Genomic DNA, 15,019 nt, shown 5'->3' on the forward strand with positions numbered 1-15,019 from the left:
CACGGGAGCGCGCGGGCCGGGCGTGCCCGTTCAGTTGCGGACGGCCCGCCGCTGGTAGAGCAGCGCTCCGAGGCCCATGGCCAGCGGCCACAGCAGGTACCAGCCGGTGGTCAGCGCCAGGGCCACCACCGCGACCAGCGCCACCATCGCGCTGCGGTGCGCCGCGGTGCCGCGCGGCAGCAGCTTGAGCGCCGAAGCGGTGCCCAGCGCGTACACGGCGACGAACGCGCCGGTGGCCAGCAGTACCAGCGGCTCGGCCCCGGTGCCGGTCACCGCGACGACCAGCATGGCCAGCGCGGACAGGCTCGCGGTGACGGCGAGGCTGCGCCGCGGCACATCCCCGGCGCGCGCACCCCGGGCGAGCCAGGCCGGCAGGGCCCCGTCGCGGCCCAGCGCCGCGCCGAGCTTGGCGGCGCTGGCGTAGTACGCGTTCATGGTGCCGAAGGTGAGCAGCAGCGCCGCCGCCGCGGCCAGCGCCCCGGCCGGTCCGCCCAGACCGATCTCCAGCAGCCGCGCCAGCGGCGCGCCGGTGCCCGCCTGCGGCCCGAGCACCAGGATGCCGACGCCCGCCACCGCCAGGTACAGCACGCCGACGACGCCCACCGCGACGCCCGCCGCCCGCGGCAGGTCCCGGCCCGGATTGCGGAAGTCCGCCGCCAGGTGCGTGATCGCCTCCCAGCCCGCGAAGCTCCACACCAGCAGCGCCGCGGCCGGGGCGATGGCCAGCCAGCCGTGCGGGGCGAACGGGCGCAGGTTGGCGGTGTCCCCGTGCGGCGCGGCGGTGATCACGGCGGTGAGCAGCAGCGTCACCAGCAGCACCGCGAGCACGAGCTGCACCCGCCCGGACACGGTCACCCCGAACAGGTTCGTGACGGTCACGGCGAGCATCAGCGCGGCGGCCGTGAGCAGCACGGTGCGCTGGCCGCCGCCGACGGCCGCCTCGACGTAGGCGCCCGCGAAGACCGCGGCGGCCGGGGCCCCGGCGGGCACCGCGAAGTAGAAGCACCAGCCCACGGCGGCCGCCGCGCGCGGCCCGAACGCGTTCCGGGTGTACGTGGAGACCCCGCCCGCATCCGGGAAGCGGGCGCCCAGCGCGGCGAAGGTGAGCGCCAGCGGCACGGAGAGCAGCACCAGGCCCAGCCATGCCAGCAGCGAGGCGGGTCCGGCGGCCTGCACCGCGAGCGCGGGCAGCGCGATCACGCCGGTGCCCAGGACGGCGCCGACGTACAGCGCGGCGCCCTGGGGCAGGGTGAGCCGCCCGTGCGCGGGGGAGTGGTCGGCAGCGGTGTTGTCAGGTCGCTGCAGCGTTTCGGTCATTACTACACCCTCGGGTATGGCTGGTCGGCGCACCAGTGGCAGGAATGCCGTCGTGCGATAGGATCCTGCCATGGGGCCCGCCGCAGTCAAGAGGCACGTCGTCGCGGTGGCGATCACCGACGACCTGCCCGTGTTCGAGCTCGCCGTGCCGTGCGAGGTGTTCGGCGTCGACCGCCCCGACCTGGTCGACCCGTGGTACGAGCTGCGCCTGTGCGCCGCCGAACCCGGCCCGCTGCGGGTGCGCTCCGGCCTGCTCGTGCAGACCGCGTACACGTTGGACGACCTGGTCGCCGCCGACACCGTGCTGGTCCCCGCGTGCAACCGGGGCGTGCAGTGCGGCCCGCCTCCGGCCCTGGTCGAGGCGGTGCAGGCCGCGCACGCGCGGGGCGCCCGGATCGCCTCCATCTGCAGCGGCGCTTACGTGCTGGCCGAGGCCGGGCTGCTCGACGGCCGCCGGGCCACCACCCACTGGATGAACGCGCTCGACTTCGCCCACCGCTACCCCCGGGTCAAGGTCGACCCCGAGGTGCTCTACGTGGACGAGGGCGAGGTGCTCACCTCGGCGGGCACCGGCTCGGCCATCGACCTGTGCCTGCACCTGGTCCGGCAGGACTTCGGCGCCGCCGTCGCCAACGAGGTGGCCCGCCGGATGGTCGTGCCGCCGCACCGCGAGGGCGGGCAGGCCCAGTTCGCCCAGCCGCTCGCGCGCGGCGAGGCGCGCTCGGAGATCGCCCCGGTACTGGGCTGGGCCCGCGACCGCCTCGACCAGCCGCTGACGGTGGCGCAGCTGGCCCGCCAGGCGCACCTGAGCCCGCGCACGTTCGCCCGGCGCTTCCGCGACAACCTCGGCGTCAGCCCGCTGCAGTGGCTGCTGGAGCAGCGCATCCGGCGGGCGCAGGAGCTGCTGGAGACCACGGACGAGCCGGTCGAGCGGATCGCCGCCCGGGTCGGCTTCGGCACCGCGGTCAACATGCGTACGCACTTCCGCAGGTTCACCTCGGTGCCGCCGCAGACATACCGCCAGGTGTTCCGCCGGGGGGTCGCCAGGACGGCCGCGTCTCGATAAGTAAACAACCTTTAGAGTTCGACAACCGGTCCGGTACGGTCGGGCGTCCAGGCTCGCATGAGGACAATCACCGCGACCCTGTCACGCCGCCTGCTCGCCACGACCGCGCTGCTCTGCGTCACGTTCGCCGCCGGGTGCGGTGGCGCCGACGGCACGGGGACACCCTCGCCGTCCCCGCTCGACCCGACCGCCGCCGCCCGGCAGCGGGTGCTCGAGGACGCCAACGTGGCCTGCCTGGCCGACCGCGGCCCGCTCGTGGTCATCACCGACGCCACGCACAACATGACCGCCGCGATCGAGGTCGGCACCGGTGACACCGGCGTCGTGCTGCTGCACCAGGCGGAGAGCAACCCGTGCCAGTGGTATCCGTTCGCGCTGACCCTGCAGCAGAAGGGCTACCGGGCGCTGTCGCTGGACATCGGCTCCCGCGACGCGATCGAGGTGGCCCAGGCCGGGATCGCGCACCTGCGCGCGGCGGGGGTCAAGCGGGTCTTCGTGTTCGGGGCCTCGCGGGGCGGCACCATCGCGCTGACGGCGGCCTCGCGCACCGCGCCGCCGGTCGACGGGGTGGTCAGCCTGTCCGCGCCGACCGTGTACGACGCCGACGCGCGGGTCGCGGTCAAGTCCCTGGACGTGCCGACGATCTTCGCGGCGGGCGAGCTGGAGGGCGGCTTCACCGACCAGGCCAGGGAGCTGTACGGGCTGTCGGTGTCCAAGCACAAGAAGCTGCTCCTGCGCCCCGGCGCCGACCACGGCGTAGCCCTGCTCGGCGGCGACCTCGACACCCTGCTCCTCTCCTTCGTGGCCGACCCGACCACCACCACCCGCTGACCCGCCCCACCCGCTGGCCGCACCCCGCCGCGCCGCACCCCGCCGCACCCCGCCGCGCCGCACCGCGCCCCGCTTGAAATCGACGCTGGCCTATCCAGAAGACGTTTTCGGGAATTTCGTCTTCTGGATAGGCCAGCGTCAATGCTAGGCCGGGCCGCGCCGGGGCGGACGGGCCTCGCGTCAGCTCCGAGAGGACGGCGTCCAGTCCGCCTGGAGCAGCTCGTACTCCACGTCGCCCTGCTCGCCGCCCTCGATCACATCCGGCCAGTCCAGGAAGAACGTGCGCACATACCGCAGCCCGCACTTCTCCATCACCCGCCGCGAGCCGAGGTTCACCGTCATCGTGTGCGCGGTGATCCGCCCCAGCCCCAGCTCGGCGAACCCCTTGTCGATCAACGCCCGCGACCCCTCGGTCGCGTACCCCTGCCCCCAAGCCTCCTGCCGCAGCCGATACCCCAGCTCCGCCTGGCCGGCCGGCGTCGACTCGTCGCGGCTGAGGGCGAACCAGCCGAGAAAGGCGCCACCGTCCCGAGCCGCCGCCGCCCAGCACCCGAACCCGGGGGACCGCCGGTACGCCGCGAGCAGCCGGGGCAGCACCTCGTCGCGGACCGTCTCGCGCGGCGTGCTCCGGCCCCCGGTCAGGTACTTCATCACCGCCGGGTCGTCGTCGAGGGCGTACAGGTTCTCGACGTCCTCGGCGGAGCCGGTGAAGGGTCGCAGCTCGAGCCGAGCCGTGCGCAGGTAGACCTCCATCGCGGCATGGTCGCACGCCTGCCACCACTGCCGCCTCGGGTTTCGCGGCCGCCGGCTCCCGATCCCGCGCGGGGAAGCGGAACGGCGGGCGTCCTCGGGGACGCCCGCCGTCAGTGGGCAACCGCCCGGGTGGATCAGCCCAGGCCGTTGCGCATGGCGGTGATCAGTTCACCGTTGGTGGTGTCGCCGGAGAGCTCCCAGAAGAAGCTGCCGCCGAGACCTTGCGCGTTGGCGTAGGACATCTTGCCGTTGATGGTGCTGGGCGTGTCGTAGCTCCACCAGTTGCTGCCGCACTTGGCGTACGCGGTGCCGGCGATGGTGCCGGTGACCGGGCAGCTGTTCTTGAGGACCTTGTAGTCCTCGATGCCCGCCTCGTACGTGCCCGGCGCGGCGCCGGTGGCCGTGCCGCCCGGGGCGGCCTGGGTGACGCCGGTCCAGCCGCGGCCGTAGAACCCGATGCCGACCAGCAGCTTCGAGGAGGGCACGCCCTTGCTCTTCAGCTTCTGGATGGCCGCGTCGGTGTAGAACCCGGGGGTCGGGATGCCGGTGTACGACGTCAGCGGCGAGTGCGGGGCGGTGGGGCCCTGCGCGTTGAAGGCGCCGAAGTAGTCGTACGACATCACGTTGTACCAGTTGAGGTACTGCGCCGCGCCGCCGTAGTCGGCCGCGTCGATCTTGCCGCCGGCGGTGCCGTCAGCCGTGATCGCCGCGGTGACCAGGTAGCTGGAGCCGAACCGGGTGCGCAGCGCCGACATCAGGTTCTTGAAGGCCGCCGGGCCGCTGCTGTCGCAGGACAGGCCGCAGGCGTTGGGGTACTCCCAGTCGATGTCGATGCCGTCGAAGACGTCCGCCCAGCGCGGGTCCTCGATCAGGTTGTAGCAGGAGTTGGCGAACGCGGTCGGGTTGGCCGCGGCCTGGCCGAAGCCGCCGGACCAGGTCCAGCCGCCGAACGACCAGAGCACCTTGATGTTCGGGTACATCTTCTTGAGCTTGCGCAGCTGGTTGAAGCTGCCGCGCAGGGCGCCGGCGTCCCAGGTGTCGGCGACCCCGTCGACGCTGGTGGCGGCGTCGTACGCCTTGTCGTAGTCGGCGTAGGCGTCACCGATGGTGCACTGGCCGTTGGTCACGTTGCCGAACGCGTAGTTGATGTAGTTCAGCTTGCTGGCCGAACCGCTCGTCGCGATGTTCTTGACGTGGTAGTTGCGGCCGTAGATGCCCCACTCGACGAAGTAGCCGAGGATCTTCTTGCCGCCGGGCGGCGGCGGGGACACCGACACCGACGGCGACGGGGACGCCGAGCGCGACGGCGACACCGACGGGCTCGGGCTGGCCGTCTTCGACGGCGAGGCCGACGGGGACGCGGGCGGCGACGACGGCGGGACGCCGGGGCCGTCCAGCGAGAAGTCGTCGGCGTAGTACGTGCCGGTGCCGTACCAGCCGTGGATGTTGATGGTCAGCGAGGTCTGGCCGGCGCCCGTGGTCAGGTTGAGCGACAGCTGGGTCCACGCGTTGGCCGAGTTGGGGTTCCAGGTCTCGGTGCCGCCGGTGTAGCCGAGGTACACGTAGCCGCCGCCACCGCGCACCCACGCGCTGAGCACGTACGCCGTGTTCGGCAGGACGGTGACGGTCTGGCTGCACTGCGCGTGGTTGGACGCGTTGGCCGCGCCGGCGAGGGCCTTGGTGCCGCCGTGCACGGGCGTGGTGACCACGCTGCCGAGGCCGCCGGCGCAGGTCCAGGGGGAGAGGCTGCCTGTCTCCAGGCCGGGGTTGCTGACGAGGTTGGCTGCCGACGCCGCGGTGGAGATCGCGAGCGAGGCACCCATCGCCACCAGCGTGGCGGCGGTGGCCGCCAGTACCCGCATGCGGGCACTCTGAGCTGGGCGTTTCATGAGTTTCCACCTACCTTGGATTTGCAGGCTGTCATGTACTCGTCAACGTAAATTAAAGAAACCTAATAGTAAAGACTCCTATCAATGATCCTTAACGTGCTACGGACGCCCGCTCGGCGCTCGGCGGCCGCGGTGGCAGCATGGTGGGGTGCTCGAAGTGACCATGGATCAGCTGGCTGAGCTCGTCGGCGGCGGCGACGTGACCGTGCTCAGCGGCGCCGGGCTGTCCACCGAGTCGGGCATCCCCGACTACCGGGGCCCCAACGGCGTACAGCGGCGCGGCGCCCCCATGACCTACCAGACGTTCACCCGCGAGGCCTTCGCCCGGCGCCGCTACTGGGCGCGCAGCCACCTCGGCTGGCGCGGCATCGCCCGGGCCAGCCCCAACGACGGCCACCGCGCCGTGGCCGCGCTGCAGGAGCGCGGTCTGCTCACCGGCATCGTCACCCAGAACGTCGACGGCCTGCACCAGGCCGCGGGCGCTGACGCCGTGGTCGAACTGCACGGCAGCCTCGACCGGGTGATCTGCCTGGACTGCGGCGACCTGAGCACCCGCCAGCGCCTGCACCGCCGGCTCGAGGCGGCCAACCCCGGCTACACCGCCCAGATCACCGCGGTCCACCCCGACGGCGACGTCGAACTGACCGACGACGAGGTGGCGGGCTTCGCCACGGCCGACTGCGAGGCCTGCGGCGGCATGCTGAAGCCCGACGTCGTCTTCTTCGGCGAGACCGTGCCCGCCCCGCGCGTGCAGCACTGCTTCGACCTGGTCGAACGCTCGCGGGCGCTGCTGGTGCTGGGCAGCTCGCTGACGGTCATGTCCGGCCGGCGCTTCGTCATCCGCGCCGTCAAGCACGGCATCCCGGTCGCCATCGTCAACCGCGGCACCACCCGCTCCGACGCCGACGCCGCCCTGCGCCTGGACGCCCCCCTCGGCACGGTCCTGCCCGCCCTCCTGCACCGCCTCCCCCAACGCTCCACCGCCCCCGCCTGAGCAGGAGGACCCGTCCCGCCGCACCCACGCCCAGGCCCCTCAAGATCGTTGAAGTTGCCCGGCAATCGGGCGAAAGGGAGACCTTGATACGCCCGATTGCCCGGCAACTTGAACGATCTTGGGCCTCGCCACCGGACCGATCGGGGCGGGGCCGGGCACGGCCGGGCGGGGCTGGGCGGGGTCAGTGGAGGTAGCGGTCGGTGAAGGGGTTGCGGAAGCGCCCCTGGGGGTCGAGGGCGGCGCGGAGGTCGAGGAAGTCGGGCAGGCGCGGGTAGGCGGCCCGGACCTGGGCCGGGTCCAGGGAGAAGACCTTGCCCCAGTGGGGGCGGGGGGTGAACGGGGAGAGGGCCTGCTCCACCGCCGCCAGGACCGGGGCGACCGCGGCCGCGTCGGCGATCCAGGTGAAGTGGAAGGCGACGCTGTCGCGGCCGTACGCCGGGCTCAGCCACAGGTCGTCGGCGGCGACGGTACGGATCTCGCTGATCTGCAGCACCGGGGCGATGAGCGGCGCGATCGGCTCCAGCGCCGCGTACGCCGCCGGCGCCGACTCGCGCGGCATGAAGAACTCCGACTGCAGCTCGTCGCCGCTGCTCGGGGTGAAGTCGAGCCGGAAGTGCGGCAACCGCTCGTGCCAGGGCCCGGCGACCCCCTGCTGCGCGGTGCAGTGCACCGGCGACATGCTCCCGATCGGGTGCCGGGGCGAGTCCGCGAGCTCCGCGCCGTGCCAGCGGGCGGGGGCGGCGAACCCGTCCCCGTCGGTGCTCTTGACCCACACCTGGTCGATGCCGCGCCCCGACCACGAGGTGAACAGGCTCACGCTGTACGCCGCGTCGAGCACCTCGTCGAAGCAGCCGCGGACGGAGGCGGCGGGCAGGCCGTCGTAGACGTACTGGCGGATCTCGAAGGTGGGGACGAGGTCCAGGGTGAGGTGGGTGACCACGCCCAGCGAGCCCAGGTGCACCGCGGCGCCGGGGAAGCGGTCGTCGGTGCGGTCGAGGGTCAGCAGGTCGCCGGTGCCGGTGACCAGTTCGAGGGCGGCGACGGCGGTGGCCAGGTTGCCGTTGCGGCGGCCGGAGCCGTGGGTGCCCGTGGCGCAGGCGCCGCCGACGGAGATGTGGGGCAGCGAGCCGAGGTTGGGCAGCGCGAACCCGGCCGCGTGCAGGGTCGTGGCCAGCTCGCCGTAGCGGGTGCCGGCGGTGACCCGCACCGTGGCGGCTTCGCGGTCGATCTCGGCGACGGGCGGCAGCCCGGCGACGCTGACCAGCTCGCCTTCGGTGTCGGCGAGCTCGTTGAACGAGTGCCCGGTGCCCAGCGCCCGCACCCGCGCGGATCCGGCGACCATCGTCCGCAGCTCGTCCACCGACGACGGTCGGCGCACCTGTCCGGCCTGGAAGACGACGTTGCGGGCCCAGTTGGTCACGGTCACGTGGAAAGCCTAGACGGGGCGGGTCCGGCGCCGTGAGAGGTCGGCGCCGGACCCGCCCCGTGGGACTCCCCGCGGTGGTGGGGAGTCAGCCCGCGATGCCACCAGCCCTAATGACCTCGCGGTACCACAGCGCGCTGTCCTTGAGGATGCGCTGCTGCGTGTCGTAGTCGACTCGGACGATGCCGAATCGCTTGCCGTAGCCGAATGCCCACTCGAAGTTGTCCAGCAGCGACCAGACGAAGTACCCGCGCAGGTCGGCGCCCGCCCGCATGGCCTCGTGCACGGCGGACAGGTGCAGCCGCAGGTACTCGGTGCGGTCGGCGTCGCGGACCCGGCCGTCGGCGTCGACCGCGTCGACGTAGGCGGCGCCGTTCTCGGTGACGTACAGCGGCAGCCCGGGGTGGTCGCGGTGCAGGCGCAGCAGCACGTCGCGCAGGCCGGTCGGGTCGACGGTCCAGCCCATCTCGGTCTGCGGGCCGGGGGTCTGGTGGAACGCGACGTCGGCGGTGGCCGGGTAGGGCGAGTTCTCCTCCGACGGCTGCGTGGCCGCGCTGACCAGGTCGGGGGCGTAGTAGTTCACGCCGAGCGCGTCGAGCGGCGCGGCGATCACGGCCAGGTCGCCGTCGCGGACGAACGACCAGTCGCTGACCGCGGCGGTGTCGGCGACGACGTCGGCCGGGTACTGCCCCTTCGTGATCGGGTCGAGGAAGATCCGGTTGAGCAGCCCGTCGATGCGGCGGGCGGCGTCGCGGTCGCCGTCGGCGCCGGTCAGCGGCCGGACCGCGCCCTGGTTGAGCGCGATGGAGACCTGCGCGCCGGGCACCGCGGCGCGCAGGGCGCGGGCGGCCAGGCCGTGGGCGAGCAGCAGGTGGTGGGTGGCTTTCAGACCACCATCCGCGCTGGTACGGGCCGGAGCGTGGTGCCCCGAGCCGTAGCCGAGGAACGCCGAGCACCACGGCTCGTTGAGGGTGCACCACAGCTTGACCCGGTCGCCCAGCTTCTCGGCCACGACCGCGGCGTACTCGGCGAAGCGGTGGGCGGTGTCGCGGTCGAGCCAGCCGCCCCGGTCCTCCAGCTCCTGCGGCAGGTCCCAGTGGTAGAGGGTGGCCGTGGGCCGGATGCCGGAGCCGAGCAGCTCGTCGACGAGCCGGTCGTAGAAGGCCAGGCCGGCCTGGTTGACGGCGGCGCCGCCGCCGGGCTTGACCCGCGGCCACGAGATCGAGAACCGGTACGCCGACAGTCCGATCTCGCGCATCAGCGCCACGTCGTCGCGGTAGCGGTGGTAGTGGTCGGCCGCGACCGCGCCGGTGTGCCCGTCGGCGACGCGGCCGGGCGTGGCGCAGAAGGTGTCCCAGATCGACGCGGTGCGGCCGTCCTCCGCCACGGCGCCTTCGATCTGGTACGCCGCCGTCGCCGCGCCCCACCAGAAGTCTTGGGGGAACTGCAGCGTATGCCGCGTTGCGGCGGCGGGTTCCTCGGTCTGCGTGAGCATCGATTACCTCTCGGGGTGCCGGGCACGAAGCGGGAAACGCAATGGAGAGCGCTCTCCCACTCGGCCAAGGGTCTCGGTTGGACGGCTCGGATGTCAAGAGCCGAAACGCTCTTCTCGCAACGAGGTTGCCGATTTGATCGGTCAAAACGGATTGATCGGGGCGAGTCGTCACCGATGATCGTCGCCGTCTTGACACTGAGGAAATTTCGGCGTAACACTCGGAGAGCGCTCTCCATCGTGGCCCGCACGGGCCCGACCCACGACTCCTCCGAACGCCCCGATGAACAGGTAGGAGCTCCATGACACCCGCCCTCACCAGCCCGGGCGCGAGGCGACTCGCCCGCCGGTGGCGGATCGCGATACCGGTCGCGATCTCCACCGTCGTCTCGTCCCTGGTCCTGATCGTCCCCTTCACCACGGCCAACGCGGCCGACACGCTGATCTCGCAGGGCAAGCCCGCCACCGCCTCCTCCGTGCAGGGCGCCGACCTGGCCGCGGCCAACGCGGTCGACGGCAACGCCGGCAGCCGCTGGGGCAGCCAGTGGAGCGACCCGCAGTGGCTGCAGGTCGACCTGCAGGGCAGCGCCACCATCAGCCAGGTCGTGCTGCAGTGGGAAGGCGCCTACGGCACCGCGTTCCAGATCCAGACGTCGAACGACGCCGTCAACTGGACCTCGATCTACAGCACCACCACCGGCACCGGCGGCACCCAGACCCTGAACGTCACGGGCTCGGGCCGCTACGTCCGCATGTACGGCACCGCCCGCAACAGCGGCTACGGCTACTCGCTGTACGAGTTCAAGGTCATCGGCAGCATCGGCGGGACCAACCCGTCGCCCTCGGCCGGTGCCTGCGGCACCACCAACATCGCCCAGGGCAAGACCGCGACCGCGTCCTCGGTCGAGGTCGGCTCGCCCGCCGAGGCGGTCGACGGCAACACCGGCACCCGCTGGGGCAGCCTGTTCGCCGACCCGCAGTGGCTGCGGGTGGACCTCGGGCAGTCGTACAGCATCTGCAAGGTGGAGCTGGTGTGGGAGGCGGCCTACGCGACCGCGTTCCAGATCCAGACCTCGCCCGACGGCAGCAACTGGACCTCGGTCTACTCCACCACCACCGGCACCGGCGGCACGCAGAGCCTGGGCCTGTCCGGCACCGGCCGCTACCTGCGGATGTACGGCACCACCCGGGTCGGCGGCTACGGCTACTCGCTGTGGGAGCTGCGCGTCTTCGCCGGCGGCACCCCGACCAGCCCGAGCGCTTCGCCGAGCACCACGCCGAACACCTCGCCCAGCCCGTCGGGCAACTGGACCACGGTGTGGGAGGAGAACTTCGACGGCGCCGCCAACACCTCCCCGAGCGCGGCCAACTGGCTGCTGCGCACCGGTACGCAGTACCCGGGTGGCGCGGCCAACTGGGGCACCGGTGAGATCGAGACCGCCAGCGCGTCGACGGCCAACGTCTACCTGACCGGCGACGGCAAGCTGAACATCAAGGCGATCCGCGACGGGGCCGGCAACTGGACCTCGGGCCGGCTGGAGACCCAGCGCACCGACTTCACCCCGGCCGCGGGCGAGCTGACCCGCTTCTCCGCCGTCATCCAGCAGCCCAACCCGGCCAACGGCCTGGGCTACTGGCCCGCGTTCCGGGCCACCGGCGCGGCGTACCGGGGCAACTACAACAACTGGCCGGGCGTCGGCGAGACCGACATCATGAGCGGCGTCAACGGGCGCAGCCAGCTGTCGAACACGCTGCACTGCGGCACCGCCCCGGACGGGCCGTGCGGAGAGTACAACGGCCGCACCTCGGGCCTGGCCAGCTGCCAGGGCTGCCAGACCGCCTTCCACGAGTACGCGCAGGTCATCGACCGCACCAAGACCGACGAGGAGATCCGCTTCTACCTCGACGGGGTGCAGACCTACGTCGTGCGCGAGAGCCAGGTCGGCGTGGCCGCCTGGGACGCGGCCGTGCACCACGGCTTCTACCTGCGGCTCGACCTGGCCATCGGCGGCCTCTACCCGAACGCGATCGCGGGCGAGACCGTGCCGACCCCGGCCACCACCTCCGGCGGCGTCCTGGCCGTGGACAAGGTGACCGTGTCGCGGCAGGCCGGCACCGCCGCCCCGGCGATGACCGACCCGGCCGTGCCGGCCGGTCCGAGCGTCGTCAAGGTCACCGGCACCCAGGGCAACTGGCAGCTGCAGGTCAACGGCGCGTCGTACCTGGTGAAGGGCCTGACCTACGGTCCGCCGCAGGGCGCGGGCGACGGGTACATGCGCGACCTGAAGAACATGGGCGTCAACACCATCCGCACCTGGGGCGTGGACGACGCGGCGACCCCGGGGCTGCTGGACACGGCCGCCCGGTTCGGCATCAAGGTGATCGTCGGGCACTGGCTCAACCAGGGCGCGGACTACGTCAACGACACCGCGTACAAGACCTCGGTCAAGGCCGAGATCGTGGCCCGGGTCAACGCGCTCAAGAACCGCCAGGGCGTGCTGATGTGGGACGTCGGCAACGAGGTGCTGCTGACGATGCAGGACCACGGCCTGCCGGCCGCCGAGGTCGAGGCGCGGCGCAACGCGTACGCGGCCTTCGTCAACGAGGTGGCTGTCGCGATCCACGCCGCCGACCCGAACCACCCGGTCACCTCGACCGACGCCTGGGTGGGCGCGTGGCCGTACTACAAGAACAACGCCCCGAACCTGGACCTGTGGGCGATCAACTCCTACGGCGCCATCGGCGGCGTGAAGCAGGCGTGGATCAACGGCGGCTACAACAAGCCGTACGTCGTGACCGAGGGCGGCCCGGACGGCGAGTGGGAGGTGCCCAACGACATCAACGGGGTGCCGACCGAGCCCACCGACGTGCAGAAGAAGGCCGGTTACACGGCCAGCTGGAACGCCATCCTCAGCCACCCCGGCGTGGCGCTCGGGGCCACCGAGTTCCACTACGGCCTGGAGAACGACTTCGGCGGCGTCTGGCTGAACACGCTGACCGGCGGCTGGCGCCGGCTCGGGTACCACGCGCTCAAGCAGGCGTACTCGGGTACGGCCTCGGCCAACACCCCGCCGGAGTTCTCCAGCCTGACGCTGTCGAACCAGACCTCGGTCCCCGCTGGTGGAACTTTCACCGTGTACGCCGGGGCGAGCGACCCCAACGGCGACGCCATCCGGTACAACCTGATGTTCAGCAACAAGCACATCACGGGCGGCACCGGGTTCTCCAACGTGCGGTTCACCCAGCTCGGCAGCAACGAGTTCCAGGTGACCGCGCCGGAGCAGCTGGGCGTGTGGAAGGTGTACGTGTACGCCTTCGACGGCTACGGCAACGTCGGCATCGAGCAGAAGTCGTTCCGGGTCGTGCCGCCGACGATCCCGGGCACCAACATCTCGCAGGGCAGGGCGTGCACCGCCTCGACCTACCAGCCGACCGGCACCAACGGTCCGCAGCTGCCGTCATACGCCACCGACGGCAACTACGGCACCCGCTGGGCCAGCGAGTGGGTCGACACCGCGTGGCTGCAGTGCGACCTGGGCTCGGTGAAGTCGTTCAACAACGTGCTGCTGGCGTGGGAGACGGCCTCGGCCAAGTCGTACCAGATCCAGGTCTCCAACGACGGCACCACGTGGACGAACATCTACTCGACCACCACCGGCAACGGCGGGTTCGACCAGATCCCGGTGAACGCCTCGGGCCGGTACATCCGGATGAACGGCACCGCGCGCAACACCGCCTACGGCTACTCGCTGTGGGAGTTCCAGGTCTATCAGAGCTGACCTGGCGCTTGTAGAGTGCGGCGGGCGGCCCGGCAGGGCGGCCCGCCGCACCCGTTTCGCGCAGGTGGTGAAGGGAGAGCGCTCTCCGCCTGTGCTATAAATTCGTTCATGAGCAGTGACCGACCCCCAGCGCCGCGGCTGCCCACCCTCGAGGACGTGGCGCAGGTCGCGGGCGTCTCCCGGGCGACCGTGTCCCGCGTGATCAACAACATCCGCAACGTGGATCCGGCGCTGCACAAGACGGTCTGGGACGCGGTCACCGCCACCGGCTACGTGCCCAACCGGGCGGCCCGCTCGCTGGTCACCGGCCGCACCGGCGCCATCGCGCTGGTGGTCTCCGAGGCGGAGAGCCGCACCGCCGACGACCCGTTCATGGGCCGGTTCTTCTCCGACCCGTTCTTCGGCCGCGTGGTCGGCGGCGTGCTCAGCGTGCTGCGCCCGGTCGGGGTGCACCTGGCGCTGACCCTGGCCGGCGACGAGGAGGCGTGCCAGAAGGTCGTCGCCGACGTACGGCAGGGGCAGGTCGACGGGGTCGTGGTCATCTCACTGCACCCGCACGACCCGCTGCCCGGACTGCTGGCCGAGGCGGCGGTGCCCGCCGTGCTGTACGGCCGCCCCGCCTCGCCCATGCCGATCAGCTACGTGGACGTGGCGACGTACAACGGTGCCCGGCTGGCCGCCGACCACCTGGCCGCGCGCGGCTGCCAGCACGTGGCCACGATCTCCGGCTCGATGGACATGCCCGCCGGCGCCGACCGCCTCAACGGTTTCCGGGAGGCGATGGCCAAGCACGGCTTCGCCTACGTGCCCTCCTATGACGGCGGCTTCACCTCCGACGGCGCCGAGCGCGCAATGGAGCAGCTGCTGCGGGAGTATCCGGAGGTCGACGGCGTCTTCGTGGCCAGCGACGTGATGGCCCAGGGCGCAATGATGGTCCTTCGTGATCATGGGAAAGCCGTTCCCGGCGACGTCGCCGTCATCGGCTTCGATGACTCCAGCGCCGCCACCACGGGCAGGCCGCCGCTGACCACAGTGCGGCAGCCCGTCGAGGACATGGCCGCGGAGATGGCGCGGCTGCTCCTGGCCCGGATCGACCAGCGCGGGCACCGGACCACGTCGGTCATCTTCGAGCCGGAACTCGTGGTCCGGCAGTCGGCCTGACGCATCGACGCAACCTCCTATGACCTGGTGACCCCAGGTCTGCGCAGCGTGCGCGGTGGGGGTGCGTAACGGAACGGTAATAGCCCCTTGACATGCGCGGGGCAGGAGAACATGCTCCTGTGTGGGAGAGCGCTCTCCAATCGCACCTCCGCACCACCTTCGCGCAAGAACCTCGAAAACCCCCTTCCCTTCCTGTTTGGAGGATGGCAATGCGTTCAGCTCACACCGGCAACGGTCTGCGGCGCCGCGCTGTCGTGATCGGCGGCTCGCTGCTCGCCGCATCGCTGATCCTGACCACCGCCGCCTGCGGTGGC

Annotated in this window: 10 protein-coding genes; 5 read left to right on the forward strand and 5 right to left on the reverse strand. The window is 71.9% G+C overall.

What is annotated here, in order from left to right; translation table 11 throughout:
• Positions 1-30: 30 nt before the first annotated feature.
• The gene (locus QEZ54_RS30590) at positions 31-1,317 is read right to left on the reverse strand and encodes an amino acid permease (protein WP_281308208.1); all 1,287 of its coding nucleotides are present in this window, start codon (positions 1,315-1,317) and stop codon (positions 31-33) included.
• 70 nt (positions 1,318-1,387) lie between these two features.
• Between QEZ54_RS30590 and QEZ54_RS30595 the strand changes: the two genes are divergently transcribed.
• The gene (locus QEZ54_RS30595) at positions 1,388-2,383 is read left to right on the forward strand and encodes a helix-turn-helix domain-containing protein (RefSeq protein WP_281308209.1); all 996 of its coding nucleotides are present in this window, start codon (positions 1,388-1,390) and stop codon (positions 2,381-2,383) included.
• A 57-nt stretch (positions 2,384-2,440) separates the two neighbouring features.
• A complete protein-coding gene (locus tag QEZ54_RS30600; RefSeq protein WP_281308210.1) occupies positions 2,441-3,214 on the forward strand; it encodes an alpha/beta fold hydrolase in 774 nt (257 codons plus the stop codon).
• A 180-nt stretch (positions 3,215-3,394) separates the two neighbouring features.
• Here the strand turns inward: QEZ54_RS30600 and QEZ54_RS30605 are convergent, their stop codons facing one another.
• Positions 3,395-3,967 (reverse strand): GNAT family N-acetyltransferase, encoded by a 573-nt coding sequence (locus QEZ54_RS30605; protein ID WP_281308211.1) that lies wholly within the window; start codon positions 3,965-3,967, stop codon positions 3,395-3,397.
• A gap of 134 nt (positions 3,968-4,101) precedes the next feature.
• Positions 4,102-5,829, reverse strand: a complete 1,728-nt coding sequence (locus tag QEZ54_RS30610) for a glycosyl hydrolase family 18 protein (RefSeq protein ID WP_281308212.1) — start codon at positions 5,827-5,829, stop codon at positions 4,102-4,104.
• Between the two features lie 190 nt (positions 5,830-6,019).
• On the opposite strand from QEZ54_RS30610, the gene QEZ54_RS30615 reads away from it, so the two are divergent.
• Positions 6,020-6,850 carry an NAD-dependent protein deacetylase gene (locus QEZ54_RS30615; protein WP_281308225.1) on the forward strand — a complete coding sequence of 277 codons (831 nt, stop codon included), beginning with the start codon at positions 6,020-6,022 and terminating at the stop codon, positions 6,848-6,850.
• A 181-nt stretch (positions 6,851-7,031) separates the two neighbouring features.
• Here the strand turns inward: QEZ54_RS30615 and QEZ54_RS30620 are convergent, their stop codons facing one another.
• Together QEZ54_RS30620 and QEZ54_RS30625 are read right to left on the reverse strand one after the other, a co-directional pair.
• The gene (locus QEZ54_RS30620) at positions 7,032-8,276 is read right to left on the reverse strand and encodes an FAD-binding protein (RefSeq protein ID WP_281308213.1); all 1,245 of its coding nucleotides are present in this window, start codon (positions 8,274-8,276) and stop codon (positions 7,032-7,034) included.
• An 85-nt stretch (positions 8,277-8,361) separates the two neighbouring features.
• Positions 8,362-9,768: a GH1 family beta-glucosidase gene (locus QEZ54_RS30625; protein WP_281308214.1), complete on the reverse strand. Its 1,407-nt coding sequence runs from the start codon at positions 9,766-9,768 to the stop codon at positions 8,362-8,364.
• A gap of 299 nt (positions 9,769-10,067) precedes the next feature.
• On the opposite strand from QEZ54_RS30625, the gene QEZ54_RS30630 reads away from it, so the two are divergent.
• Both QEZ54_RS30630 and QEZ54_RS30635 read left to right on the forward strand, forming a co-directional pair.
• Complete coding sequence (locus QEZ54_RS30630) at positions 10,068-13,544, forward strand: discoidin domain-containing protein (RefSeq protein WP_281308215.1); 3,477 nt, start codon at positions 10,068-10,070, stop codon at positions 13,542-13,544.
• Between the two features lie 108 nt (positions 13,545-13,652).
• Entirely contained in the window at positions 13,653-14,705 is a 1,053-nt protein-coding gene (locus tag QEZ54_RS30635) for a LacI family DNA-binding transcriptional regulator (RefSeq protein WP_281308216.1), read from the forward strand.
• The last annotated feature ends 314 nt before the right edge of the window (positions 14,706-15,019 follow it).

The sequence above is a fragment of the Catellatospora sp. KI3 genome (assembly GCF_029948125.1).
GTDB lineage: Bacteria > Actinomycetota > Actinomycetes > Mycobacteriales > Micromonosporaceae > Catellatospora.

Excerpts from the sequence above, each read along its gene's own strand:
- QEZ54_RS30590 (WP_281308208.1), bottom strand. The coding sequence starts at position 1,317 with ATGACCGAAACGCTGCAGCGACCTGACAACACCGCTGCCGACCACTCC.
- QEZ54_RS30595 (WP_281308209.1), top strand. The coding sequence starts at position 1,388 with ATGGGGCCCGCCGCAGTCAAGAGGCACGTCGTCGCGGTGGCGATCACC.
- QEZ54_RS30600 (WP_281308210.1), top strand. The coding sequence starts at position 2,441 with ATGAGGACAATCACCGCGACCCTGTCACGCCGCCTGCTCGCCACGACC.
- QEZ54_RS30605 (WP_281308211.1), bottom strand. The coding sequence starts at position 3,967 with ATGGAGGTCTACCTGCGCACGGCTCGGCTCGAGCTGCGACCCTTCACC.
- QEZ54_RS30610 (WP_281308212.1), bottom strand. The coding sequence starts at position 5,829 with ATGCGGGTACTGGCGGCCACCGCCGCCACGCTGGTGGCGATGGGTGCC.
- QEZ54_RS30615 (WP_281308225.1), top strand. The coding sequence starts at position 6,020 with ATGGATCAGCTGGCTGAGCTCGTCGGCGGCGGCGACGTGACCGTGCTC.
- QEZ54_RS30625 (WP_281308214.1), bottom strand. The coding sequence starts at position 9,768 with ATGCTCACGCAGACCGAGGAACCCGCCGCCGCAACGCGGCATACGCTG.
- QEZ54_RS30630 (WP_281308215.1), top strand. The coding sequence starts at position 10,068 with ATGACACCCGCCCTCACCAGCCCGGGCGCGAGGCGACTCGCCCGCCGG.
- QEZ54_RS30635 (WP_281308216.1), top strand. The coding sequence starts at position 13,653 with ATGAGCAGTGACCGACCCCCAGCGCCGCGGCTGCCCACCCTCGAGGAC.